The organism is Streptomyces sp. HNM0575 (genome assembly GCF_012726265.1).
In the GTDB taxonomy this organism is placed as follows: Bacteria; Actinomycetota; Actinomycetes; order Streptomycetales; family Streptomycetaceae; genus Streptomyces.
Genome location: NZ_JAASAG010000004.1, coordinates 141,247 through 168,080, shown reverse-complemented (window position 1 = coordinate 168,080; position 26,834 = coordinate 141,247). Strand labels below are relative to the sequence as shown.

The window sequence follows — 26,834 nt, the reverse complement described above, 5'->3', positions numbered from 1 at the left end:
GTGGTGTGCGCCGGAAGTCGCCACCCGGCGCACACCACTTGCCGGTTGAGGGGGACTCGGGGCGGCGGCCAGAGATCCGTGCCGCCGCCCCGCCGCGTGCGAGGCCGGGTGCTCGCCCGGGGCCGGCGGCACCCGGGTTCGCCGTCACCGCCCGCCGGTGACCTCCTCGACCAGCCGGCGCAGCGCCGCCACCCAGCCCTCGGCCAGCTCGCGCACCTCCGGCTCGGTCAGCAGGCGGCCGGCCCACACCCAGCCGGCCCCCAGGACGGGCCGTCCGTCCGGGCCGTCGACGGCCGAGGCGGTGACGTCCAGCACGTAGCCGACCGGCATGTCCAGGTCGCGGCCGCCGCCCAGCACTCCGGCCTCCGGAGCGGGCGCCCAGTCGCCGCTTCCGGCGGGCCCGTCCGGACCTCCGTCCGGCGCCGGGGGACCTGTGTACCGGCCCAGATAGTTGAACTGGGTCTCCGGCACGCCCACTTCGGCCAGCCGCGGACCGGTGCGGGGGTTGAGATACCGCAGCATTCCGTAGCCGATGCCGCCGTCCGGCACGGCCGCCAGCTCCCGGGCCGCGCGGCGCACCAGCTCGGGCAGGCCCTCCTGCCCGCCGGGCACCCCCGAGGCGTCCAGGGCGACCGGACGTACCGAGGTGAACCAGCCCGCCGTACGGGAGAGATCGGCGCCCGGCACCACCTGCTGCTCGCGGCCGTGCCCCTCCATGGCGACGACGGTGTGGCCACCCCCGCGTGCGGCGCCGTCCCGTTCCCGCGCCTCGCCGCCGCCTCCCGTACGCGATCCGCGCCAGTCGGCGAACGCCCGCGAGAGCGCGCCCAGCAGCAGCGCGTCCACCGGCGCCCCGGTGCGCGCCACCACGGTGCTCAGCAGCAACTCGGTGTACTCGGCGGGCAGTTCGACCCGCAGATGCTCCAGCGTGCGCACCGTGTCCACCGACGGGTCCAGGGCGCGCCCGGCCAGCGGCACGTCCGCCCCCGCCAGCGTGCGCGTCCAGTGCGCCTCCTCCGCCTCACGGGACGGCTCCGCGGCCGCCTTGAGGAGGCCGCGGGCCCAGGTGCGGAAGGACGTCGGTACGGCGGGCAGCTCCGGAGCACGTCCCCCGGCGGCGGCCTCCCACGCCTGGCGCAGGTCGGGGTGGAGGATGCGCCAGGTCACTCCGTCCACGACGAGATGGTGGGCGAGCAGCAGCAGCCTCCCGGGCCGATCCGGTCCGGCGTCGAACCAGACCGCCTTGAACATCCGCCCGGCGTCCGGGTCGAGTTCGCGCACCAGGGACATCAGCCTGGCGCCCATGGTCTCCGCCAGCGGACGCCCCTGCGGGGTTCCGGAGGCGTCGACCCGCTCGACCACGTCGGCCGCCCGCAGCGCGCCCGGTTCGGGGACCTCCAGCCGCCAGGGGCCGTCCCCGCCGTCGCCCGTACGGTCCAGACGTGACCGCAGCAGCTGGTGACGGTCCACCAACGCCTGTACGGCGACGAGGAGTTGCTCCCACCGCATCGCGGCGGGCACCTGAAGCACCGTCGACTGCGAGTACTCGCCAAGCGGCCCGCCCAGCTCCCGCAGCCACTCCAGGATGGGCGTCGCCGGGACGCTGCCCCAGCCCGACTCCTCGTCCTCCACGACGAGTTCGCCGACGCCCTCCAGGCGGTCCGCCAGCGCCGCGGGCGTACGCAGCCGGAAGATCTGCCGCGGTGAGAGGGTCCAACCACGCGACCGCAGCCGGCTGACGAGCTGGATGGATACGATGCTGTCGCCGCCGAGCGAGAAGAAGTCGTCGTCCGCGCCGACCCGCGGCAGCCCCAGCACGTCCGCCATGGCCCCGCACAGGGCATTCTCGCGAGGGCCTTCGGGCTCGCGTCCGGTGGCCTGGGCGCCGAAGTCCGGTGCGGGCAGCCGGTCCTTGTCCAGCTTGGAGTTGGCGGTCATGGGCAGCGCGTCCAGCAGGACGAAGGCAGCGGGCACCAGATGGTCGGGCAGCCGCTCGGCGAGCCCGGCACGCAGCTCCAGCGGCTGCGGTGCCTTCCCCTCGCGCGGCACCACATAGGCCACCAGACGCCGTACGCCCTTGTCCTCGCGGGCCACCACGGCCGATTGCGCGACGCTCTCCAGCGCGGAGACGGCCGTCTCGATCTCGCCCAACTCCACGCGGAACCCACGGATCTTGACCTGGTCGTCGACCCGGCCCAGGAACTCCACCGAGCCGTCGGCGTGCCGGCGCGCCAGATCGCCGGTCCGGTAGAGCCGCCCGCCGCCCGAGTCGAACGGGTCGGCCACGAAGCGCTCGGCCGTCAGCCCGGGCCTGCCCAGATAGCCGCGGGCCAGCCCGGCGCCCGCGAGGTACATCTCTCCCGGCACTCCCGGCGGCACCGGCCGCAGCCCGCCGTCCAGCAGATGGACGCGGGCGTTGTCCACGGGGTGCCCGATGACCTGCCGTTCGGTGTCGCCGACCCGGGCCAGCATCGAGTCGACGGTGGCCTCGGTGGGCCCGTACAGGTTGACGGTCTCGGTGTGCGGCAGCCGCCGCAACCGCGCCCACTGGGCGTCCGGCACGGCCTCGCCGCCGACGCCCAGCAGCGGCAGCGGGCAGTCGCCGTCCCGGGTGAGGCCCGCCTCCTCCAGCTGTGCCAGCACCGACGGCGCGACCTCGATGAAGTCGATCGACTCCCGGCGCAGATACGCCTCCAACGAGACCGGGTCGCGCTGGATCTCCTCGGACAGGACGTGGACGCAGTGCCCGTGGAAGAGCCACAACTGCGGCTGCCAGGAGGCGTCGAAGGCGAACGACCAGGCGTGCCCGACCCGCAGCCGGCGCCTGCCGGTCCGCTCGATCACCGGCTCGTACAGGGAGCGCCGGTGGCTGTGGAAGAGGTTCACCACGCCGCGGTGCGGGATGACGACGCCCTTGGGCGTGCCGGTCGATCCCGAGGTGTAGATGAGGTACGCGGGGTGCTCCGGGCGCAGCGGGCGCACCCGCTCCGCGTCGGTGGGCGCCGTGCCGGGATGCCGGGCGATCCCGGCGGCAGCCGCCTCGTCGTCCAGCGCCAGGGCCGGTACGCCCGGAGCGCGGCCTGTGAGGGCGCGGGTGGTCAGCAGCAGCCGGGGGGCGGCGTCCGCGGCCATGAACGCGACGCGCTCCGCCGGATAGTCCGGGTCCAGCGGCAGATAGGCCGCCCCGGCCTGATGGACGGCCAGCAGCGCGACGAGGAACTCCTCAGTGCGCGGCAGCATCAGCGCCACGACGTCCTCGGGACCGATGCCGCGACCGATCAGGGCGTGTGCCAGCCGCGCCGAGCGCTGCCCCAACTCGTCGAATGTCAGGGTCACTTCGCCGCTGACGACGGCCGGTGCCGTGGGGTCCTCGGCGATCCGCTCGGCCAGCAGACCGGGCAGGGTGCCGTCCGGGTGCGGCTGCCGCGTGGCGTTCCACTCCTCCAGTACGCGGTCGCGCTCGGAGGGTCGCAGCGCCTCCAGCCCGCGAAGCGGGGCGTCGTGGCCGCCGGCGAGCTGCCGCAGCAGGTGCAGCAGCCGCTCCAGCAGGTCCGACGCCTCCTCGTCGGTGAACAGGTCGGGGCGGTACTCCAGGGTCAGGCGTCCCCCGGCCGGTTCGACGGCGAGCGTGAGCGGATAGTGCGTGGCGTCGGCGCTGCTGCCGCCGGTGACCTGGAGGTCGCCGGAGCGCTCCGCCCGCTGGAGGCCGTCGGCGTCCACCGGGTAGCTCTCGTACACCACGAGGGTGTCGAAGAGGTCGCCCACGCCGGCCAGCCGCTGCACCTGGGAGAGGCCCAGGTGCGCATACGGCAGAAGGCGTGCCTGCTCCTCCTGGAGCCGCTCCAGTGCGGAGCGGACGGTGTGGCGCTCGTCCAGGCCGACGCGTACGGGCAGGGTGTTGATGAACAGCCCCACCATGCTCTCCACTTCGTCGAACTCCGGCGGCCGTCCGGAGACGGTGGCGCCGAAGACGACGTCGTCGCGGCCGGTGTGCCGGGCGAGCAGCAGGCCCCAGGCGAGCTGCGTGACGGTGTTGAGGGTGACCTCGCCGGCACGGGCCAATTCCCTGAGCCCGTCGAGGAGTTCGGGCTCCAGTGCCGCGGGCAGCCGCCGGGAGAGCACCGGGGCGCGCGCCGGGTCGGCGGGCGCCATCAGCGTCGGTTCGGTGACGCCGTCCATGGCTTCGGCCCACGCCGCCTCGGCGGCGCCGGAGTCCTGGGAGTGCAGCCAGCGCAGATAGTCGCGGAAGGGGCGGCGCGGCGCGGGCACGGCGGCGCTCTCCGTACGGGCCGCGTAGAGCTGGAACAGCTCCTGCATCAGCAGCGGCACCGACCAGCCGTCAAGCACCATGTGGTGGTTGGTGACCACCAGCACGCACGCGTCCGTCTCCAGCCGGACCAGGCGGAGCCGCAGCAGCGGCGGCCGTGCGGTGTCGAAGGGCCGGAAGCGGTCCTCCTCGCTCAACTCCCGCAGCAGCCGCTCCCGTTCGGCCTCGGGCGAGGCCGAGAGGTCGGTGACGGTCCAGTCCGGTTCGACGTGGTCCAGCAGCACCTGCATGGCGGTCTGCCGGGTGGTGGTGACGAAGGCCGTACGGAGGTTGTCGTTGCGCTCCAGCAGGTCCGAGGCGGCCGCCCGCATCGCGGCGGCGTCCACCTGTCCCTCCAGGCGCAGCGCCAACTGCATGGTGTAGACGTCCGGTTCACCGTCGGCGAACCGGGTCAGGAAGAACAGGCCCTCCTGGAGCGGCGTCAGCGGCCATACGTCCACCGTGCCGGGCAGCTCGTGCTCCAGCGCGTCGACCTCCTCCTGGACGAGGGCGGTCAGCGCGAAGTCCGAGGGTGTGTGGGCGGGTTGGGGCCCGGCGGCGGCCAGCTCCTCCAGCGCGGCCACCCACAGCCGGGCCAGGTCCTCCGCCTCGTCGGCGGACAGCAGCTCCGGCGACCCCGACCAACGGGCCACCACCGTGGGGCCGTCGGCGCCCTCGACCGTGGAGGCGTTGACCTCCAGTGGGAAGAGCGCGGGCGTGGGCCTGCCGCCCGGGCGCAGCGGAGGCAGCGCTTCGGGTGCGGTCGTCCAGAAGGCGGGCTCTTCCTCTTCGGTCGCCGCTCCGCCGCCCGTTCTCCCTTGTCGGCCCAGGTAGTTGAAGACCATGTCGGGGGTGCGCTCGGGCACGGTCTCCGCCAGCCGTGTCAGCAGGCCGTAGCCGATGCCGCTGTCCGCGGACCGCCGCAGCTCCTCCTTGGCCGACCTCAGCAGCCGCTGTGCGGACCCGGCGTCCAGCGGGCGGCCCGGGCGTACGTCGGCCGTGTCGAGCAGCACCGGATACCAGGTGGTGAACCAGCCGACGGTGCCGGAGAGTTGGGCGCCGGGCACCACGGCCTCCTCCCGCCCGTGCCCTTCGACGGCGATCACTTCGGCGTCGCGCACGGTCTCGCCGCGTTGCTCGCGCCAGTCGGCGAAGGCGCGGGTGAGCGCGGCGAGCAGGACGTCCTGCACGGAACCGTGCACGGCGGCGGGCAGTTGGGTGAGCAGCTTCCGTGTCGTCGCCGCGTCCACGCGGACGTCCACCTGCCACGGTTCGCCGCCGTGTCCGCCGGGTTCGGTCGCCACGGGGGAGTCGCGGTCCAGCAGGGGGCGTATGCGCTCGGCGCGGTCCGTCCAGTGCGCCGCCTCCCGCGCGCGGTCCGGATCGGCGGCGGCGTCGCGCAGGCCGAGGGCCCATTGGCGGAACGGGCTGCCGTGCGGGGCGCGTTCACCGGTAGGTCCACCGGGACGTTCACCGGGAGCTCCATCGGGGCCCTCAGCGGGAGGGGCGCCGCCGGGTGAGCCGGCCGCCGCCTCGTACGCCGAGACCAGATCGGGCAGCAGCACGTTCCAGGAGACGCCGTCGACGACCAGATGGTGTGCGGCCAGCACGAGCCTGCCGTCCCGGCCCGCTCCCCGCTCGCCCCACACCGCGCACACCATCCGCCCCTGCCGCGGGGCAAGGGAGGTGATGGCCTCCGAGGCGGCTTCGGCCAGCAGCCCGGGGACGTCCTCGTCCGCCGCGCCGCTCAGATCCACCCTGGTCACCAGGGCGGACGCCGGTACGGGGCTCTCCCGCGGCACGTCCAGGACGGCGTTCCCGCCCTCGCCGGACAGCCGGGCACGCAGCATCGGATGCCACCGCAGCAGCGTCTCCAGCGCCGCCGACAGGGCCTCCCGCGAGGCGTCCGGCGGCGTCGTCACATGCACATACTGATGGGCACCGTCTTCGGCGCCCCTCTCCAGCGCCCAGCGCATGACGGGCGTGAGCGGCACCGCGCCGGTGGCGGGTACGGACGGCGGCGCCGAGGTGTCCTCCACGGTGGCGACCCGGGCCAGCGCGGCGGGCGTACGGTACTCGAAGACGTCCCGCGGGGTCAGTCGCAGCCCCGACTTGCGGGCGCGGGCGACGAGTTGGATGGACAGGATGCTGTCGCCGCCCAGCGCGAAGAAGCCGTCCTCGACGCCGACGCCGGGGTGGTGGAGCAGCTCGGCGAACAGCTCCGTCAGCAGGGCCTCACGGACGTCGCGGGGGCCGACACCTGTCGTACGGGCGGCCAGATCCGGTGCGGGCAGCGCGGCGCGGTCCAGCTTGCCGCTCGGCGTGAGCGGCAGGGCGTCCACAGTGAGCACCGCCGCGGGCACCATGTGTTCCGGCAGTCCGCGGGCGAGATGCGCGCGCAGCTCCTCCTCGTCAGGGCGGGAGCCTGTGGCGGGCACCGCGTAGCCGACGAGAAGCCGCATGTCCGGCTGGTCCGCCCGTACCAGCACCGCGCCGGAGGCGACCTCGGGATGCTCGGCGAGCACGGCCTCGATCTCGCCCAACTCCACGCGCAGACCGCGCAGTTTGACCTGGCCGTCGGCGCGTCCGACGAAGACCAGCGCGCCGTCGGGGCGGCGCCGTACCAGGTCGCCCGTGCGGTACATGCGGGAGCCGGGCGGGCCGTACGGGTCCGCGACGAAGCGCTCGGCCGTCAGGCCGCGGCGTCCCAGATAGCCGCGCGCCAGTTGCGCACCCGACAGATACAGCTCGCCGACGACCTGGTCGGGCACGGGACGCAGCCAGGCGTCCAGCACCTGGGCGCCGGTGTTCCACACGGGCAGCCCGATGGGCACGCCGCGCGCGTCCTGGTCCCCGTCCCGGTCCCGGCCGGTGACGTGCCGGGCGGTGACGTCGACGGTGGCCTCGGTGGGCCCGTACAGGTTGTGCAACTCCGCCTGGGGCAGGGCCTGGTGGAGCGCACGGGCGGTGGCGGCGGTCAGCGCCTCGCCGCTGGCGAAGACCTGGCGCAAGGTACGGCAGTCGGCGGCCGACGGTTCCGCGGCGAAGGCCGCCAGCATCGACGGGACGAAGTGGACGGTGGTCACCTCGTACCGGCGGATGTGCTCGGCGACCGCGGCCGGGTCGCGGTGCAGGCCGTCCGGCAGGACGACCAGCGGCACGCCGCTCAGCAGGGGCAGGAAGAACTCCCACACCGACACGTCGAACGTGGCCGGGGTCTTCTGGAGCACGCGGTCGTCCCCGTCTGCCGGGTAGGCGTCGGCCATCCACAGCAGGCGGTTGAGCAGCGCCGCGTGGGAGACGACGACGCCCTTGGGGCGGCCCGTGGAGCCGGAGGTGTAGAGCACGTAGGCGGCGTGCTCGCTGGTCAACTCCTCGTGCGGGGCGGCCGGTTCACTCCTGGCCAGCTCCTCCTCCAGGGCGTCCAGCTCCAGTACGGCCGCCTCGGTGGTCAGCAGGCCGGACGGTTCGCCGGACAGTTCGCTCGACAGTTCGGCGGTGGTGAGGACCACGGCGGGTGCACTGTCGGCGAGCATGTGCGCGATGCGGTGCGCGGGGTGGCCGGGGTCGAGGGGCACATAGGCGCCTCCGGCCCGGAGCACCGCGTGCAGGGCCACCACCAGCTCCGCCGACCGGGGCAGGAGCACCGCGACGCGGCTCTCGGGGCCGACGCCGTGGCGGCGCAGCAGCCCGGCGAGCTGTCCCACTCTGCGGTCGAACTCGGCGTGGCCCACGCCGCGCCCGTCCGCCAACAGGGCGGGCGATGCGGGGTGTTCACGTGCGGCGAGCAGCGCGGGCAGCGTCGTCTCCGGCAGCGGGCGGCGCTCTCCGGTGCCCTGCTCCAGCGAACGCGCACGGTCGCCCTCGGGCAGTACGCGCATCCGGTGGAAGGGCACGTCGGGCGATGCGACCAGGTCCTCCAGCAGCCGGACGTACCGCTCGGCCAGCGCCTGCACGGTGGCCTGGTCGAACAGGCTCGTGCGGTAGGTGAGCATGCCCGAGATGCCTGCCGCGCCGGGCCGTTCGGCCAGCGTGAAGGACAGGTCGAACTTGGCCACGCCCGGGTCGGAGCCGAGCGGGGTGACCTCCAGTCCGGGCAGGGTCAGCGCCTGCTCGGAGATGTTCTGGAAGACCAGCATCACCTGGAACAACGGATGGCGGGTCAAAGACCGTTGCGGGGCCAGCAGTTCCACCAGCCGCTCGAAGGGCAGGTCGGCCTGGTCGAAGGCCGCGAGGTCCACCTCCCTTGTACGGGCGAGGAGTTCGCGGAAGGTCGGGTCTCCCGACAGGTCGGTGCGCAGCACCAGTGTGTTGACGAAGAAGCCGACCAGGTCGTCCAGCGCCGCGTCGTTGCGTCCCGCCACGGGAGTGCCGATGGGCAGGTCGTCACCGGCGCCGTGCGCGGCGAGCAGCACGGCCAGCGCGGACTGGGCGGCCATGAACGCGCTGGTGCCGGTCCGCGCGGTCAGCTCACGCAGCCGGGCGTGCGCCTCGGCGGGGATGTCGAAGGTGACGGTCGCGCCGCGATGGTCCTCGGTGGCGGGCCGTGGCCTGTCCAGCGGCAGGGTCAGTTCCTCCGGTGCTTCGGCGAGGGTGCGGCGCCAGTGGCCGGCCTGCCGGGCGAGCAGGCTCTCCGGGTCGTCCTCGTCGCCGAGCACCTCCTGCTGCCACACCGAGTAGTCGGCGTAACTCACCGCAAGCGGCGCCCAGTCGGGGCGGACTCCCGCGCGGCGGGCCGTGTAGGCGGTGCGCAGGTCCTCGGTCAGGGGGCGCATCGACCACTCGTCGCCGGCGATGTGGTGGAGGGTGACGGTGAGGACGTGGTCCGGGCGGGTGACGGTGCTGCTGTCCGTGCCGGTGCCGGTGCCGGTGCCGGTGCCGGTGGCCATGTCCGCGCTCTCGGTGGCCGTGCCCGTGCCGGTACCGCTTGCCGTGTCCGCGCTGCCGCCGTCACCGCCGCCCGCCTCGTCGCCGTCCTCCGGGAGGCGCAACAGCCGTACGCGAAGCGGCAGTTCGCTGGTGATGTCGATCGCGGCCGTAGCCTCCCGGCGCAGCCGCTCCGCCAGCTCAGCCGTGACGATGTCCTCGGGCTCCGCATCGAGGGACGCCCGTGCGTTCTCCTCGTCCACGATGTGCTGGTACGGCAGCCCGTCGGCGTCCGGGAAGACCGTGCGCAGACTCTCGTGGCGTGCCGCCACATCGCCGATGGCCGCCCGCAGGGCCGGTACGTCGAGGTCGCCGGAGAGCCGGAGCGCGAAGAACAGGTTGTACGTGGCGGACGGCCCCTCCAGCCGGTGCAGGAACCACAGCCGCCGCTGCGCGAAGGACAGCGGCAGCCGCTCGCCTTCGCGTGGTGTGCGCGGCGTCAGCGGAGCCCGGGACTCCGCGCGCGGCAGCACCGCTCGCGCCAGCGCGGCCGGTGTGGGGTGGTCGAAGAGGTCCCGTATGGCGACATCGGTGCCCAGGACGGAACGCAGCCGGTTGGCCAGCCGCATGGCGAGCAGCGAGTGGCCGCCCAGGCTGAAGAAGTCCTCGTCGGGGCCGACGTTCTCCAGCCCCAGCACATGGGCGAACTGACCGGCCAGCACGGCCTCTCGTGGATCGCGCGAACTCCCGGCGCCGGACGGGGTGTTCTGCTGCTGCTCGGGGGCGGGCAGCGCCGCCCGGTCGATCTTGCCGTTCGGCGTGAGCGGCATCGACGGCAGCGGGATCACCACCGACGGCACCAGATGCTCCGGGAGCCGGTCGCGCAGATGACTGCGGAGATCGTCGCGCAACTCCCGGGCGCCGCCGGTGACATATGCGACCAGCCGCAGCGAACCCGCGCCGTCCGGCAGACCCACCACGACCGCCTCGCCCACCTGCGGGTGCGAGCGCAGCGCGGTCTCGATCTCGCCCGGCTCCACCCGGTGCCCGCGCACCTTCAGCTGGTGGTCCGTACGGCCCAGGATCACGACGGTGCCGTCCGGTTGGAGGCGGGCCAGGTCGCCGGTGCGGTAGAGCCGCTCACCGCCGCATTCCGGATCGGCGACGAAGCGGGCGGCCGTCAGGCCGGGGCGGCCGAGATAGCCGCGGGCGACTCCGGCGCCGCCGATATACAGCTCGCCCGGCACGCCCACCGGTACGGGCCGCAGCCAGGCGTCCAGCACCCGCAGCGTGGTGTTGCGCAGGGCGTGCCCCGCATGCGGGACCTCGTGCGGTTCCAGGTCGGCGGCGGTGGACCACACGGTGGTCTCCGTCGGGCCGTACAGATTGAGCAACCGGGCGCCGCGCTCGGCGAGTTGGCCGGCGAGGTCGGCGGGCAGCGGCTCTCCGCCGCTCAGCACGGTCAGCCCGTCGAGCATCCGCGGCGCCGTCTCCACCACGCCCTGCCACAGGGACGGGGTGGCCTGGAGATGGGTGGCCGCGCTGCGCTGCGCCAGCTCGCTCAGCAGACCCGGGTCCCGTGCCTGGTCCCGGTCGGCCAGTACGACGGTGGCGCCGGTGACCAGCGGCACGAACAGCTCCAGCGCGGCGATGTCGAAGCTGACGGTGGTGACGGCCAGCAGCCGGTGCCCCGGGCCGGACTCCAGCCGTGCGGCGATGTCGTCCAGCAGGTTCGCCAGATTGCGGTGGCTGACGATCACCCCCTTGGGGTCGCCGGTGGAGCCGGAGGTGTGGATGACGTACGCGACTCCGTCGGGTCGGGTCACGTTCGCGGGCGCGCGCCGGAAGGCGGGCCCGCCTTCCTCCCCGTCCTCCAGCAGGGGCGAGCCCTCCTCGACGAAGAGCAGCGGGGCCGCGTCCTGCTTGAGGTAGGCGATCCGCTCGGCGGGGAAGGCCGGGTCGACGGGCACGTATCCGGCGCCGGTGGCCGAGACCGCGAGCAGCGCGGCGACGAGGTCGGCCCCGCGGGGGAGAGCGACGCCGACCAACGTCTCGGGTCCGGCCCCCTGTTCGGACAGCCGCGCGGCGAGGGTGTGCACACGCTCCAGCAGCCGCGCGTACGTCCACTCCTCATCGCCCGCCACCAGCGCCACGGCGTCGGGGGTGGCGAGGGCCTGCCGCTCGAAGCGCTCGGCGAGGCCGAGCGGGGTGATCTCGCGCCGCTCGCCGTCGAGTTCGGGCTGTCCGTGCGCGGCGGCGGCCACCTCGCGCACCGCCCGCTGCGGCCGCTCGACCAGGTCCTCAAGGGTGCGTACGAGCTGTGCGCCGATGTCCCGGGCGCGCTCGGCGTCGAGGAGTTCCGGACGGTGGTCCAGCGCCAGGGAGAGGCGCCGGTCGCCGGGGAAGGCGACGAGCACCAGCGGGTAGTGGGTGGCGTCGTGGCCCCTCGCACCGGTGACGGCCAGCCCGGCGCGCTGCTCGGTGCGGCGCAACTGCTCTGCGTCCACAGGGAAGTTCTCGAACAGCAGCAGTGTGTCGAAGAGTTCGCGGTGTCCGGCGATCCGCTGGAGCTCGGCCAGGGAGGCGTACTGGTGGTCCATCAGCTCGGCCTGCCGCGCGGAGACCCGCGCGACGAGTTCGGCGCCGGACTGGCCGGGGAGTGGAGTGACGCGCGTGGGCACGGTGTTGATGAACAGCCCGATCATGCGCTGTGCGCCGTCCAGGTCGGCGGGCCGCCCGGAGACGGTGACTCCGAAGACCACGTCCTGGCGTGCGGTGAGGCGGCCAAGCAGCAGCCCCCAGGCGGCCTGGAGCACGGCGCCGACGGTCACCTGCTCGGCGCGGGCGAAGTCGAAGATCCGCGCCACCAGGTCTTCGTCCAGGGGGACTTGGAGGCGTTCCGGCACTCCGGCGGGCATGTCGGCGGCGGCGGGCACCAGCCGGGTGGGGCCGTCGATGCCGGACAGCGCGCGCCGCCACAGCTCCTCGGTCTCCGCCCGGTCGCGGCCCGCCAGCCACACCAGATAGTCGCGGTAGGGGCGCGGCGTGGGCTGCGGCGTGCCCCGGTAGAGGGCCAGCAGGTCCTGGATGAGCAGCGGCCCGGACCAGCCGTCGAGCAGGATGTGATGTGAGGTGACGGCGACGAGACTGCGGCCCTCGCCCAGGCGCAGCAGGGTGAAGCGGATCAGCGGCGGCCTGGTGAGGTCGAAGCGCTCGGAGCGCTCCGCACGCAGCAACTCCTCGGCTTCGGCCCGGGCGTCGCCGGAGCCGCTGAGGTCGGCCTCCCGCCACGGCAGCGGCGGATGCGCCGGGACGGCCTGGAGCGGCTCGTCCTCTCCGCGGCCGTGGAAGGCGGCCCGCAGATTGGGGTGACGCTCCAGCAGCCTCTGCGCGGCCTGCCGCAACTGCCCGGAGTCCAGGGGCCCTTCGATCTCCAGGGCGAGCTGTGTGGTGTAGACGTCGAGCCCGGTGCCGGACGCGGCGCCCAGGTCCGCGAGGAAATACAGGCCCTGCTGGAGCGGTGAGAGCGGCAGCAGGTCGGTCAACTCGCCGTGCTGCTCCTCCAGTTGCTCGATCTCCCGCTGCTGTACGCGTACCAGCGGGAAGTCGGAGGGGCTGTGGCCTCCGGCGTCCGGCTCGTCCAGATGGCGGCGCAGCGTACGCAGCGCGGCGAGCCATAGCTCCGCGAGCCGCTCCACGTCGGGGCGCGGCCAGAGACGTCCTGGGAAGCTGAACGCCGCCTGGAGCACGGGCCCTTCGGCGCTCTCCACGGTGGAGGCGGTGAGCTGGAGGGCGTGGGAGACCGGCAGCCTCTCGTCGGCGCCGCCGCCCAGGGAGCCGGTCACGGCAGGGCTCCACGGGCGCGGCCGTTCGTCGCCCGCGGCGGGAGCGCCGAAGCGGCCGAGGTAGTTGTAGCCGATCTGGGCGGTGGGCAGTCGGGCCAGGCGCGGGCCGATGCCGGGGTGCAGCCGGCGCAGCAGACCGTGGCCGATGCCCTGGTCCGGGGCCGCCCGCAGCGCTTCCTTGATCTGCTTGAGGGCGGCGCCCGCGCGCCGTTGCTCGCCCACGTCCGCTCCGTCCACCCGCAGCCGCACGGGGTGGACGCTGGTGAACCAGCCGACCGTACGCGTCAGTTCGGCGCCCGGCACGGCCTCCTCGACGCGTCCGTGCCCTTCGACGTCGACCAGCACGGGGTCGCTGACGCCGCGCCAGGCGGTCAGCGCCATGGCCAGTGCGGTCAGCAGCACCTCGTCGGGACCGGCGTGGTAGCGCTCGGTCAGCTTGGACAGCAGCGGGCCTGCGACGGAGGGCTCCAGCCGTACGGGGACGGTGGCGAGCGTGCCCAACGTGTCGCGTTCCGGGTCGAGTTCGGGTGCGATGGGCGCGGCCCCGCCGAGGGAGAGCCAGTGCCCGGCCTCCTCCTCGCGTGCCCCGGCGGCCGCGCGCAGCCCCTCCGCCCAGACCCGGAAGGGCGTCCCGACGCCGGGCAGTGCGGCGGGCCGTCCCGTACGTGCCGCCTCGAAGGCCGTCGCCAGGTCCTCGCCGAGCACCCGCCAGGAGACCCCGTCCACGACGGCGTGGTGGACGAGCAGCGCCAGCAGCCCGCCGCGGTCCGGCCCGGCGTCCAGCCATACGGCGCGCAGCATCACGCCGCCGTACGGGTCCAGTCGGGCGGCGGCCCGCCGGGCGTGCTCGCGCAGCGTCGGGGCCAGTTCGGCCTCGGGAGCGGTGACGGCGTCCACGCGGGTGATGAGCGTGGCGGCGTCGACGGCTCCGGGCCCGGGGACCTCCAGCGTCTGCCCTGTGAGGGTCGCGCGCAGCACGTCGTGATGGTCGACGACCTGGGCAAAACCGGCCACGAGCGTCTCCAGGCGGGTGCCGGGCGGTGTGTGCAGCACCGTCGACTGGTGGTAGTCGGCCAGGGGGCCGCCGCGCTCCACCAGCCAGCGCAGTATCGGCGTGAGCGGGGCGCTGCCGCTGCCGTCCCGGGACGTGGACGGCTCCGGCTGTTCCGACTGCCGTGTCTCGGCGGCCAGTTGGGCCAGTCCCTCGACGGTGCGCCGCTCGAAGACGTCACGGGGCCGCATCAGCAGCCCGCGGCGCTTGGCGGCGCCGACGAGCTGGATGGAGGAGATGCTGTCGCCGCCCAGGGCGAAGAAGCCGTCCTCCACGCCGACTTCGGGCAGGCCCAGCACCTCGCAGAAGAGCGCCGCCAGCTCCTTCTCCGCGTCCGTACGGGGCGGGGTGCCGCCCGTGGCACGGGTGGCGAAGTCGGGTGCGGGCAGCGCGCTGCGGTCGATCTTGTTGGCGCCCGTCAGCGGCAGGGCGTCCAGGGCGACGAAGGCGGCCGGCACCATGTGCTCCGGCATCGACTCGCCCACGTGGGCGGCGAGTTCGGCGGCGCTCGGCGGCTCCGCCTCACCGTCGGCGACGGTGTAGGCGACGAGCCGTCTGTTGCCCCGGTCGTCGGCGTGGCCGGTGACGACGGCCTGACGGATCCGCGGGTGCCCGGTCAGCCGGGCCTCCACCTCGCCGGGCTCCACGCGGAAGCCGCGGATCTTCAGCTGGTGGTCGCTGCGGCCCGCGTACTCCAGCTCTCCCTTCTCGTTCCAGCGCGCGAGGTCGCCCGTGCGGTACATCCGTGAGCCCTGCTCGCCGAAGAGGCCTCCGAAGGGGTCGGCGACGAACCGCTCGGCGGTCAGCGCCTCGCGGCCCAAGTAGCCCCGGGCCAGGCCGACTCCGGCGATGTACAGCTCGCCGAGCACGCCGGGGGCGACGGGCCGCAGCGCCTCGTCCAGCACATAGGCCCGCTTGTTGACGTCCGGCGGGCCGATGGGCACCGGGCCGACCGTCCAATCTGCGGGCACGCGCCAGGTGGCGGAGTTGACCACGGCCTCGGTGGGCCCGTAGGCGTTGAAGAGCCGGTGGCGGCTCGCCCAGGCGCGGATCACCTCGGCGGGCAGCGCCTCCGTACCGACGATCATGCCCATATCGCCGGGCAGTTCGGCATCGAGGGGCAGCGACGCCACCACCGTCGGCGGGATGACGGCCAGCGTGATGCCTGACGCGGTCAGGAACTCGGCCAGCGGCCGCCCGGCCCGCGCCTCCTCGGGGACGACGACCAGAGTGGCGCCGGAGAAGAGGGAGTTGGCGAGTTCGCAGAAGGTGACGTCGAAGCTGGGCGAGGCGAACTGGGTGACCCGGTCCCCGGGGCCGGTGCCGAAGCAGGCGTTCGCCCAGGCGATCAGGTCGGCCAGCGGCCGGTGTCCGACCAGTACGCCCTTGGGGCGCCCGGTGGAGCCGGAGGTGTAGATCAGATAGGCGCCGTTCTCCAGCCGCAGCGGAGCCCTGCGGTCGCCGTCGGTGGGATCGTGCTCGGGCAGCCCGTCGGCGGGAGCGGGGTCCGTGAGGCTCTCCGTCGCGACCACCGGTGTGTTACCGGCCCAGGCCCCGGTGTCCGTGCCGGGCTCGGCGAGGAGCACCCGCGGACGGCAGTCCGCCACGAGGTCCGAGAGCCGGGCGGCCGGATAGTCGGGGTTGAGCGGCGCGAAGATCCCGCCCGCCTTGCCCACGGCGAGCTGCGCCACGTACACCTGCGCGCCCCGGCGCAGCGCGACGCCCACCACGTCCTCCGGCCCGATGCCGGCGGCGATCAGCCGGTGCGCCAACCGGTTGGCGCAGACGTTGAGTTCGGCGTACGTCAGCCGCACCTCTCCGTCCACGACGGCGGTCTCCTCCGGGTGCCGTCCGGCCTGCTGCTCGAAGAGCCGCGGCAGCGTATCGGGGGTGAGGTCCCGCCGGTCTGAGTTGAAGGTCTCCTGCACCAGCCGCCGTTCGCCGCCCGTGAGCAGATCCAGTGCGGCGAGCCGTCGGTGCGGATCGGCGGTGAACTCCTCGACGGCGCGCCGCAGTCGGGCGGCGATCCGTGCGGCCTGTTCCGGGCTGAAGGCGTCGAGCCGGTAGCGCAGCCTGAGACCGATCCCGCCGTCGGCGTCCGGGGCGGCGACCAGGGTGAGCGGATAGTGGGTGGAGTCCCTTCCGCTGACGGCGCTGACCCGCAGCCCCGCGAACTCCTGCTGTCCTCCGGTGTGTTGGGGCGGCGACGCGGCCTGGTCGACGAGGTAGTTCTCGAAGACGCACAGCGTGTCGAAGAGTGGCCCGCCCGTACCGGCGTCCTTCTGGATGTCGGTCAGCGCCGTGTGGTGGTGCGGCAGCAGCGCGGCCTGCTCGGCGCCGACCCTGCGCACCAGCGCGGCCAGGCTCTCCTCCGGGCGGGTACGCACCCGTACCGGCAGGGTGTTGATGAACAGGCCCACCATGGACTCCACGCCCGCCAGTTCGGCGGGCCGCCCGGAGACGGTGGTGCCCAGCACCACATCCGTGCGTCCCGTCAGCTCGCCCACGGCCAGCGCCCACAGGGTCTGTACGACGACGGGCGGTGTCACCTCCAGGGCGCGCGCGCCCTCGGTCAGGGCCTCGCCCGCACCGGCGCCCAACTCCACGTCCAGCGTGGCCGGTTCGGCGGCGGGCTGCTGCGCCAGCGCGGGGGCGACGACGGTGGGGCCGTCCAGACCGTCCAGAGCGGCGCGCCACGCCCGGCGGTCGGCGCCGGTGTCCCGCGCCGCGGCCCACTCCAGATAGTCGCGGTAGGGGCGGGCGGGTGGCAGGGCGTGTTCGTCCCCGTCCGCCTCGTAGAGAGCGAACAGCTCCTGTACGACCCGGGCCGTGGACCAGCCGTCGAGCAGCAGATGGTGGTGGGTGAGGAGCAGCCGGTGGCGCTCCTCGCCCAGGCGGAGGGCGGTGAAGCGGAGCAGCGGCGGCGTGGCCAGGTCGAAGCGGGCCTCGCGGTCGGCGTCGGCCAACTGCCGCACCCTGAGGGCCCGTTCGTCCGCGGTGAGTCGGGACAGGTCGATGTCCGTCCAGGGGAGCGGCACTTGGCGGGGGATGAGGGTGACCGGCTCGCCGTTCTTGCGCTGACGGAAGGCGCCCTTGAGGTTCGGGTGGCGGCGCAGCAGCGCCTCGCCGGCCCGGCGCAGCCGCGCCGGGTCCAGCGGGCCTTCGAGTTCGAAGCCGATCTGGACGTTGTAGACGTCGAGCGCGCCCTCGTCGTACGAGGAGAGGAAGTAGAGCCCTTGCTGCAACGGGGACAGCGGGAGAATGTCCTGGAGTCCTGTGCGGGGGGCGCTGGTCACTGGCTTCTCCACTCGTCTTCGAACTCGTCGATTTCGTCCTGGCTCAGGGACAGCAGGCCCAGATCGGACGGGGTGTGGCCCGCGGCCGAGCCGCGGGCGCCGGCCAGCAGCGTCTCCAGCGCGCCGCGCCAGCGGCGGTCCAGCTCGGTGATCCACGAGGTGGGCACGGGCCCGGTCGCGTGGTGCCAGACGACCGCCAGCTCCGTGCCCGAAGGGCGGCGCAGCGCGGTGATGTTGAGGTCGACGGCCAGGTCGACGCCCAGGGCCGAGGGCTCGCGCCACACGTGTGCCGACTCGGGGGCGGGAGTCCAGGGCTCGCCGTCCCTGCGGGCGGTCGTGGCCGCGTCCTCCGTGGTCCCGTCGGCTGCCGCTTCGGGTCCCCGCTCGCCGACGTCAAAGCGGCCCAGGTAGTTGAACCCGATGCGGGGGCGGGCACCGGCCGCCAGTCCGGGCCCCGACTGACCGTCCAGATACCGCAGTTGGCCGTAGCCGACGCCGTGATCCGGCACCGCCCGCAGCTCCTCCTTGATGCGCTTGAGCACCCGCCCGGCCAGCTCCGGATCGCGCAGTGCGGCCTCGGGGTCGGCGCCGTCCAGCCCCAGCCGCACCGGGTAGAGGCTGGTGAACCAGCCCACGGTGCGAGCCGGTTCACGCTCCAGCAGCCCGGCGTCCCGGCCGTGCCCCTCCAGCAGCACCAGCTTGGAGTCGCACTCCTGCCCGCGGCAGCGGGCCACGGCCAGTGCCAGCGCCGTCAGCAGCACCTCCTGCTCGCCGCAGTGGAAGGCCGCCGGTACCTCCTCCAGCACCGCTTCGGCCAGCTCTCCGGTGACGGAGGTGGCCAGTTCGGCGACCGTGCCGGGGGTGTCGGTGGCGGGGTCCAACTCCCGTACGCCCAGCGGTGGTTCGGGCTGCCGCAGCAGACCGCTCCAGTACGGCAGCTCCGCGCGGCGACCGGCGGCCTGCTCGCTGAGCGCCCGTGCCCAGGACCGGAAGGAGACCTCGACCGGGGGCGGTTCACCGCCGTCCGGGTCGCAGAGCTGCGCCAGATCCGGCAGCAGCACCCGCCAGGAGACGGCGTCGATCACCAGGTGGTGGGCGACGAGCAGCAGCCGCCCGGCTCGGTGCGTGCCCCGGTCGAACCAGACGGCGCGCAGCATCCTGCCGCCCTCCGGGTCCAGTTCCCGGGTCGCGGTGCGCGAGTGGGTCCGTACGGCTTCCTCCAGCGCACCGTCCGCGGTCGCGGCGGCTGCGGTCGCGGCGTCGGCGTTCGCTGCGTCCGCGGCCTCGCCGTCCACGTTGGCCGCGTCCGCGACCCTGCCCACCGCGTCCGGGACCCCGCCCTCCGCGGTACTGCCGTCCGCTGCCGCGTTGTTCACGGCCGCACCGTCCGCTGCCGCGTTGTTCACCGCCGCGCCGTTCACCGTCACCGTGCGGAACCAGCCCTCGTCCGGGGCGACTTGGGCGGGGATCCGCAGCACCCCGGCGTCCCAGTCGACCCGTGAGGCGAGCACGGGATGGTGCCCCACGAGCGTCGCGAGGGCCCGCTCCAGTCGCTCCGCGTCCATCCCGGCCGGGGTCGTGACCAGCAGGGACTGGCCGTAGTGGCGGTGGTCGCCGCCGCGCTCCCGCATGGCGTGCATCACCGGTGTCAGCGGGGCCTCGCCCGCGCCCGGATCGTGCCGTGCGTCGTCCTCGTCCACGCGGCGGGCGACGCGCGCCAGCGCGGCCACCGTACGGAGCTCGAAGATCTCCCGCGGGGTGACGACCAGGCCCTCGCGCCGGGCGGCGCTGACGAGCTGGATGGAGGAGATGCTGTCGCCGCCGAGCGCGAAGAAGCTGTCGTGCACGCCCACTGCCTCACGTCCCAGCAACTCGGCGACCAGCTCAGCGAGTTGCGTCTCCACCTCGCCCCGCGGCAGTTGCTCGCCCGCCTCGGCGCGCGGCGGCGCGGGCAGCGCACGGTGGTCCAGCTTGCCGTTGGCGGTCAGCGGGAAGCCGTCCAGCACCACCACGGCGGCCGGGACCATGGCGTCGGGCAGCAGCCCGCGCAGATGGCGCAGCAACTCCGCCTCGTCCAGGGGCTCCTGGCTGTCCCGGCTGCCCCCGCCGCTCTCGTCGTCGGGGCCGCCCAGGCTGACGGTGACGCCGGTCGCGTAGGCGACCAGCAGCGCGGGATCGTCCTCCGTCCGCAGCAGCACCGCCGCGTCCCGCACCCGCGGATGGGTCAGCAACGCCGCCTGGATCTCCTCCGGTTCGATCCGCACGCCGTGCAGCTTGAGCTGCGTGTCGGCGCGGCCCGCGAAGTCCAGCTCACCCTCGTGGGTCCAGCGGGCAAGGTCGCCGGTGCGGTACATCCGCGAGCCCGGCTCGCCGAAGCGGGCGCCGAACGGGTCGGCGACGAAGCGTTCGGCGCTGCGGGCGGTCTCTCCCAGGTAGCCCAGGGCGAGTTGGGCGCCCGCGAGATGCAGCTCGCCGGTGATTCCGGGCGGCACCGGCCGCAGCCGCTCGTCCAGCACATACGCACGGGTCCCGGCCCCGGGCGTGCCCAGCGGCACCATCGGACGCTCCCCGGGCACGGCGGGACGGGCGGTGACGTCGACCGCGGCCTCCGTCGGCCCGTACTGGTTGACGACCGGCGCCGCCAAGGCGCTCGCGCAGTCGCGCGCCAGCGCATCGCTCAGCGCCTCACCGCCGGAGAAGACCCACTTCAGGCTTGTGCAGCGCGCCGCGCCCGGCTCCGCCGCGAACAGCGCCAGCATCGACGGCACGAAGTGCACGGCGGTGACCCGCTGTTGGCGTATCAGCTTCGCCAGATACGCCGGGTCGCGGTGCCCGTCCGGACCCGCGACCACCACGGCGGCACCGGTCAGCAGCGGGCCGAAGATCTCCCACACCGACACGTCGAACCCGGGCGCGGCCTTGCACAGCATCCGGTCGTCCGCACCGAGCGGATACCGGCGCTGCGTCCAGGCCAGCCGGTTGGCGAGCGCGCCGTGCGGCACGGCCACCGCCTTGGGACGTCCGGTGGACCCGGAGGTGTGCAGCACATACGCGGGCTGGGACGGATGCGGCTCGAACGGCGGGCAGGGCGCGGCCGCTTGGCGCTCCGCGGCGGTCGCCGGATCGTCCAGCACCAGTGTTCGCCCATCGTCGGGCAGAACCCCCGGCAGCGACTCGCGCGAGGCCCGGTCGGTGACCGTCAGCCGCGGCGGGTTCGCCTCCAGCATCCGCGCGAGCCGCCCCGCGGGGTGTGCCAGGTCGAGCGGCATATAGACGCCGCCCGCCCGGTGCACGGCGTGCGCGGCCACGACGAGTCCGGCCGAGCGCGGCAGCGCCACGGCCACCAGGTCACCGGGCCGCACGCCCCGCTGTCGCAGCAATCCGGCGAGGCTGTCGGAAGTCTCGTGCAGCTCGCGGTAGTTGAGGGAGCCCTTCTCGTGGACGACGGCCGGGGCCTCGGGTGTGCGCCCGGCCTGCGCGGCGAAGGCCATCGGCAGCGCGGGCGCGGTCACCGGCGCCTCGGGGCTGCCCCACTCCTCCAGCAGCAGCCGCTCCTGGCCGGGGCCGCACAGCGACAGCCGGCTGACGGGCCTGCCCGGGTGCCGGGCGAAGCCTTCCAGTACGCGCAGGAACTGGGCGGCCAGCTCCCGCGCGGTCGCCGCGTCGAACAGGTCGGTGCGGTAGGTGACGCCGCCGTTCAGCGGCCCGTCCGGCGCGGCGTCCCGTACGAGCGTGAAGGTCAGGTCGAACTTGGCGGTGCGGGTGTGCACCGCCACGGGTTCGGCGGTCAGCGTCCCCAGCACGGGCCCGCCGGGGGCGCGGGTCTGGTGGTTGAGCATCACCTGGAAGAGGGGATGCCGGGAGAGCGAGCGCTCCACGCCCAGCACGTCCACCAGCCGTTCGAAGGGCACCTGCGACCGGTCGAAGTCGGCCAGGTCGCCAGCCTTGACCCGGCGCACCAGCTCGCCGGGCGTGGGGTCACCGGAGGTGTCGGTGCGCAGCACGAGCGTGTTGACGAAGAACCCCACCAGGTCGTGCAGCGCCGCCTCGTCACGTCCGGCGATCAGGGTGCCGATGGGCAGGTCGTCTCCGCCGCCCCAGCGCTTCAGCAGGGTGGCCAGCGCGGCCTGGGCGACCATGAACGGCGTGGCCCCGCACTCACGGGCCAGCCGGTCCAGGCCGTCCCGTACCCGCTCGGGCACCTCGAACTCCACGACGTCGCCGTCGTATCCGGCGCCCGTGCCGCGCGGACGGTCCACGGGCAGGGGCAGTTCGGCGGGCGCGCCCGCCAGCCGCTCGCGCCAGTAGCGGATCTGCCGGCTGACGCCGCTCTCCGACTCCTCCTCGGCGCCCAGCAGTTCACGCTGCCAGAGGGTGTAGTCGGCGTACTGCACCGGCAGTTGCTCCCACTCGGGCGCCCCGCCCCGCGTACGGGCCAGATAGGCGGTGGAGAGGTCCTCCAGCAGGGGACGCACCGACCACTCGTCGCCCGCGATGTGGTGCAGCACCAGCAGCAGCGTGTCGTGGCCGTCGTCGCCCCGGACGAGCGTGGCCCGCAGCGGGATGTGGCGGGCCAGGTCGAAGGGGCGCACGGCCTCCGTACGCAGCGCGTCGGGGACGGCCCACGCCGGAAGTTCGGTCACGGCGAGCGGCACCTCGGCCTCGTGCGGAGGCAGGATGTGCTGGCGCGCCCGGCCCTCGCGTTCCGGGAAGACCGTGCGCAGTGCCTCGTGCCGCTCCAGCAGGTCGCCGAGCGCCGCGCGGAGCGGTTCACGCTCGGCCCTGCCGTCCAGACGGAGCGCGATGGGCACGTTGTACGCGGCCGAGGGGTTCTCCTCCAACCGGTCCAGGAACCACAGCCGTTGCTGCGCGGGCGACAGCGGCAGCTGGCCGGGCCGCGGCCGCCGCGTGAGCGGTGTGCTGCCGCTGCCGCCGCCGTCGTGGCCGCCCCGGCTTCGCTCCCGCAGCAGAGCGGCGACCGCGGCCGGGGTGCGGGCCTCGAAGAGGTCCCGTACCGACAGCTCCGTCTCCAGCGCGGAGCGCACCGTGCCCACCAGCCGCATCGCGGTCAGCGAATGGCCGCCCACGTCGAAGAAGTCCTCCTGCGGGCCGATCTCGTCCAGCTCCAGGGCCTGTGCGAAGAGGCGGCACAGCAGCTCCTCCCGCTGGCCCTGCGCCGCCTGCCGCACCGGACGCTCGGCCGGACGCGGCGCGGGCAGCGCCCGCCGGTCGACCTTGCCGTTGTCGGTCAGCGGTATCCGCTCGACCTCCGTCAGCGCCGCCGGCACCAGATACTCCGGCAGCCGTGCCGCCAGCCGGGACCGCAGCCCGGGCAGGTCCGACTCGCCGTTGCGTGGCACCACATAGCCCACGAGGGCCGTCCCGCCCGGCAGGTCGTCACGGACCAGCACGGCCGCTGCGGCGACGTCGGGCTCCGCGAGCAGCGCCGCCTCGGCCTCGCCCGGCTCGACGCGGTAGCCGCGCAGCTTGACCTGCTGGTCGGCACGGCCGAGGAACTCCAGCCGCCCGTCCGGCAGTCGGCGTACGAGGTCGCCGGTGCGGTACATCCGCTCGCCGGGCTCGCCGTGCGGTGCGGCGCCACCGGTCGCGCCGTGCGGTACGGCGACGAATCGCTCGGCGGTGCGCGGACCGTCGCCGAGGTAGCCGCGCGCCAGCCCGGTACCGGCCACATACAGCTCGCCGGGCACCCCCGGGCCGACCGGACGCAGTGCGGCGTCCAGCACATGCGCGGTCATCCCGTCCAGGGGCGTCCCGATGGGCACCGAGGCGTCCGTTTCCAGGCCGCGCACGTCCACCGGGCCGGCGGTGGCGAACGTGGTCGTCTCGGTCGGGCCGTAGCCGTTGACGATCCGCAGCCGTGGCGCGGCCTCCAGGGCGGCGCGTACGGCCGCGGGCGGCACCACGTCGCCGCCGGTCCACACCTCCTCCAGATGCCGGAAGACCTCCGGGGCCTCCTGGGCCAGCAGTGCGAACAGACCGGCGGTGAACCAGGCCGCTGTGGCCCCGACTTCGGACAGCAGCCGCCGCCACTCCGTCACGTCGAGCTCGCCGTCCGGCGCGATCAGCAGCCGTCCGCCGCGCAGCAGCGGCACCCACAGCTCGTAGGTGGAGGCGTCGAAGGAGTGCGGGGAGTGCAGCAGCACCCGGCGGTGCGCCTCGCCGTCGAAGCGCGAGTCGGAGGCGAGCGCCACGACGGCGTCGTGGGTGACCGCGACGCCCTTGGGCGTCCCCGTGGAACCGGAGGTGTACATCACATAGGCCAGCCGCCCGGGCGATACGGGTGCGGGCGCGCTCTCGCTCGTTCCGTCGCCGACCTCCAACACCGGGAGGCCGCCCGCCAGTTCGGCGTGCCCGGGATCGGCGACGACCACCTTGGCGCCCGCGGAGTCCAGCACCTCGCGGCAGCGTGCCGCGGGCCAGCCAGGGTGCAGGGGCAGATACGCGGCGCCGCTCCAGGCCACGCCCAGCAGGGCGACGACCAAATCGGCGGAGCGGGGCAGTGCCACGCCTACGACGGTCTCCGCGCCCGCACCAGTGCTCGCGCCCGCACCAGTGCTCGTGCCCGCGCCCAACTCGCGCAGCCGGTCCGCGAGATGGGCGGCGCGCCTCATCAGTTCGCCGTAGCTCAGCGACCGTCCGGTGGCGCTCTCCACGACGGCGACGGCGTCCGGCGCTCTGCGGGCGGTCTCCGCGAAGGCCGCGGCGATGCCCCGTACCTGCCCGGTGCTCGCGTCGCCGCCCGCGGTGGCCGCGCCGAGCGGTTTCCGTAGGCGCCCGCGCAGCGGCTCCCGCACCGGCCCGGGGCCGACTTCCAGCCGTCCGGCGGGAGTTCCCGGCTCGTGGGCCAGCGCCGTGAGCGCGTGCCGCAGCCCGTGCAGCAAGTCCTGCGCGGCGGCGGAGTCGTAGAGGTCCTCGCGGTGCTTGAGGACGAGCCGCAGCCGTCCGTCGAGCAGGGTGAAGGAGAGCGTCAGCGGATAGTGCGTGGCGTCCCGGCCGCCGACGCCCCGTACGCGCAGCGCTGCGGCCTGTTCGCTGTCGCTGAGGGCCTGCTCGTCGAAGGGGTAGTTCTCGAACACCGTCATCGTGTCGAGCAGTCGGGGCATGCCCACGGCCTGCTGGATGTCGGCCAGGCCCAGGTACTGGTGGTCCAGCAGGGAGACCTGACGCCGATGGGTTTCCGTGGCGATCTCGCCGAGGGAGTCGCCGGGGCGGCAACTGACCCGCGTGGGCAGGGTGTTGACCAGCAGGCCGATCATGGTCTCGACCCCGGTCAGCTCCGCGGGGCGCCCGGAGACGGCGGAGCCGAAGACGACGTCGGTCTGTCCGGTGAGCCTGCCGAGCAGCAGCCCCCAGCCGGTCTGCGTAAGGGAGTTGAGGGTGACGCCCAGCTCCCGCGCACGCTCCTCCAGCGCCCTGGTCAGTGCGGGATCCAGCGTCAGCTCGGCCTCGCCCGGTATCCGGGCCGGTGCGTCGAGTGCCTGCGGCGCGACGAGGGTCGGCTCGCTCAGCCCGTCCAGCGCCCGGTGCCAGGCCCGGAGCGCCGCGGGCCGGTCCTGCTCGCCCAGCCAGTGCAGATAGTCGGCGAACGGCCTCCGCTGCGGCGGTACTTCACCCGCGTACGTACGGAAGAGGTCGGTCAGCAGCAGCGGCGCCGACCAGCCGTCCAGCAGCAGATGGTGGCTGGTCAGCAGCAGCCGGTGGGTGTCCTCGCCGTCGCGGGCGAGCGTGAAGCGCAGCAGCGGTGGGCGGTCCAGGTCGAAGCGGCGCTCACGGTCCTGCCGGGCCAGTCGCCGCCACTCCTCCGGCGTGGCCTCTACCTCGTGCCACTCCACGGGGGCGTGGCCGGTGACGTACTGCGCCAGCGTGCCGGTCGCAAGCTGCCGGAAGCCGGCCCGCAGATTGGCGTGCCGGTCGACGACGCTCTGGGCGGCCTGCCGCAGCCGTGCCGTGTCCAGGTCCCCGGTCAGCTCCAGCTCCAGCTGTACGACGTAGACGTCCTGCCGCTCGGGGCCGCTCAGGGCGTGGAAGGCCAGACCCTGCTGGAGCGGGGAGAGCGGCCAGATGTCCGTCAACTCCGGCTGCGCATGCTCCAGTTCGGCGATCTCGCTCTCCGTCGCCCGCACCAGCGGGAAGTCGCCGGGGCTGTGCCCGGCGTATCCGGGCTCGTCATGGCGGCGTACCAGCTCCTCCAGGACGGCGGAGAACCGGTCGGCGATCTCCCGCATCCGGCCGGCGTCCAGCGCCTGCCGGGCGTATGTCCAGCGCAGCGTCAGCCGTGGCCCGTCGGGGCCCTCCAAGGTGGAGGCGCCGACCTCCAGCAGATGGCCGTCGAGCAGTGCGGGCACGCCCTCGGTGGTGACGGCGTCCGCCTCCGGCGCTGGGGCCCACTCGTCCCCGGTGCCGTCCGCCGGGCCGAACCTGCCCAAGTAGTTGAAGCCGATCTGGGCGCCGCTGGCGGCCTGCCCGAACAGCAGCCCGTAGCCGGTGCCATGCGCGGGCACGCCCCGCAGGGCTTCCTTGACGCTTTTCACGCCGCGGCCCGCGCCGCCCGCGGGCGCGGGCAGCCGGACCGGGTACTGGGTGGTGAACCAGCCGACCGTACGGGAGAGTTCGGCGCCCGGCACCTGCTCCTCGTGCCGCCCGTGCGACTCCAGGTCCACGAGCAGGCCCCGTTCGGGCGCCAACGCCTCGGACAGCGCGGCCAGCAGCAGCACGTCGGGTCCCGTGTGGAAGGCCGCGGCCACCCGCGTCAGCAGCGTCCCGGTCAGCTCCACCGGCATTTCGGTGCGGAGCGTGGCCGATGTGACCTCGCCGGGAGCGGCCCCCAGTGGGGTGCCCGGAGTCGCCAACACCTCGCGCCAGTACGGCCGTTCACCCTCGTGGTCCGCGGCCGAGGCGAGGATGCCGCGTGCCCAGTGCGCGAAGGACGTGCCGGGCGGCTCGGGGGTCAGGCCGCGGACGGTCAGGGCCAGGTCGGGCAGGAGGATCCGCCAGGACACCCCATCCACCACCAGGTGATGCGCCACCAGCAGCAGCCGTCCGGCGGCCTCGTCGCCGCGCCGGAACCACACCGCCCGCAGCATCACACCGGCGTCCGGGTCCAGTGCGGCGACGGCCGACTCCGAGTGCAGGGCGATCAGTTCACGCAGCCGCCCGGCTTCCGCATCGGAGGCGTCCACCACGGTGAGCACCGGCCCGGAATCGCCGCCGGGCGCCAGCACGGGCTCGCCGTCCTCCCCGGCGACCCCGGAGGCGAGCAACGGGTGCACGGCCGTCAACTCGGCGAGCCCGCGCCGCAGTTCGTCCTCGGCCAGTCCGGCGGGCGTGGTGACCAGCACCGACTGGTGGAAGCCCCGCCAGTGCTCCGGGTGCCGCGCGAGCCAGCGCATGATCGGCGTCAGGGGCGCGGGACCGCCCAAGTCGGCGCCGGTGCCCCCCGTTTGACGCGC

General features: G+C 74.3%; 2 protein-coding genes (1 of these 2 running past the window's edge). Both read right to left on the bottom strand.

Annotated elements, in window-relative coordinates; all coding sequences use genetic code 11:
* Positions 1-144 precede the first annotated feature (144 nt).
* Entirely contained in the window at positions 145-17,364 is a 17,220-nt protein-coding gene (locus HCC61_RS30660) for an amino acid adenylation domain-containing protein (RefSeq protein WP_346777150.1), read from the bottom strand.
* On the bottom strand, positions 17,361-26,834 hold the 3' portion of the coding sequence (locus HCC61_RS11970) for an amino acid adenylation domain-containing protein (RefSeq protein WP_346777149.1). It continues 6,630 nt past the right edge of the window; the window shows 9,474 of its 16,104 coding nt (coding positions 6,631-16,104); its start codon lies beyond the right edge, outside the window — the gene reads right to left on this strand; its stop codon occupies positions 17,361-17,363. The genes HCC61_RS30660 and HCC61_RS11970 overlap by 4 nt, the downstream gene beginning before the upstream one ends.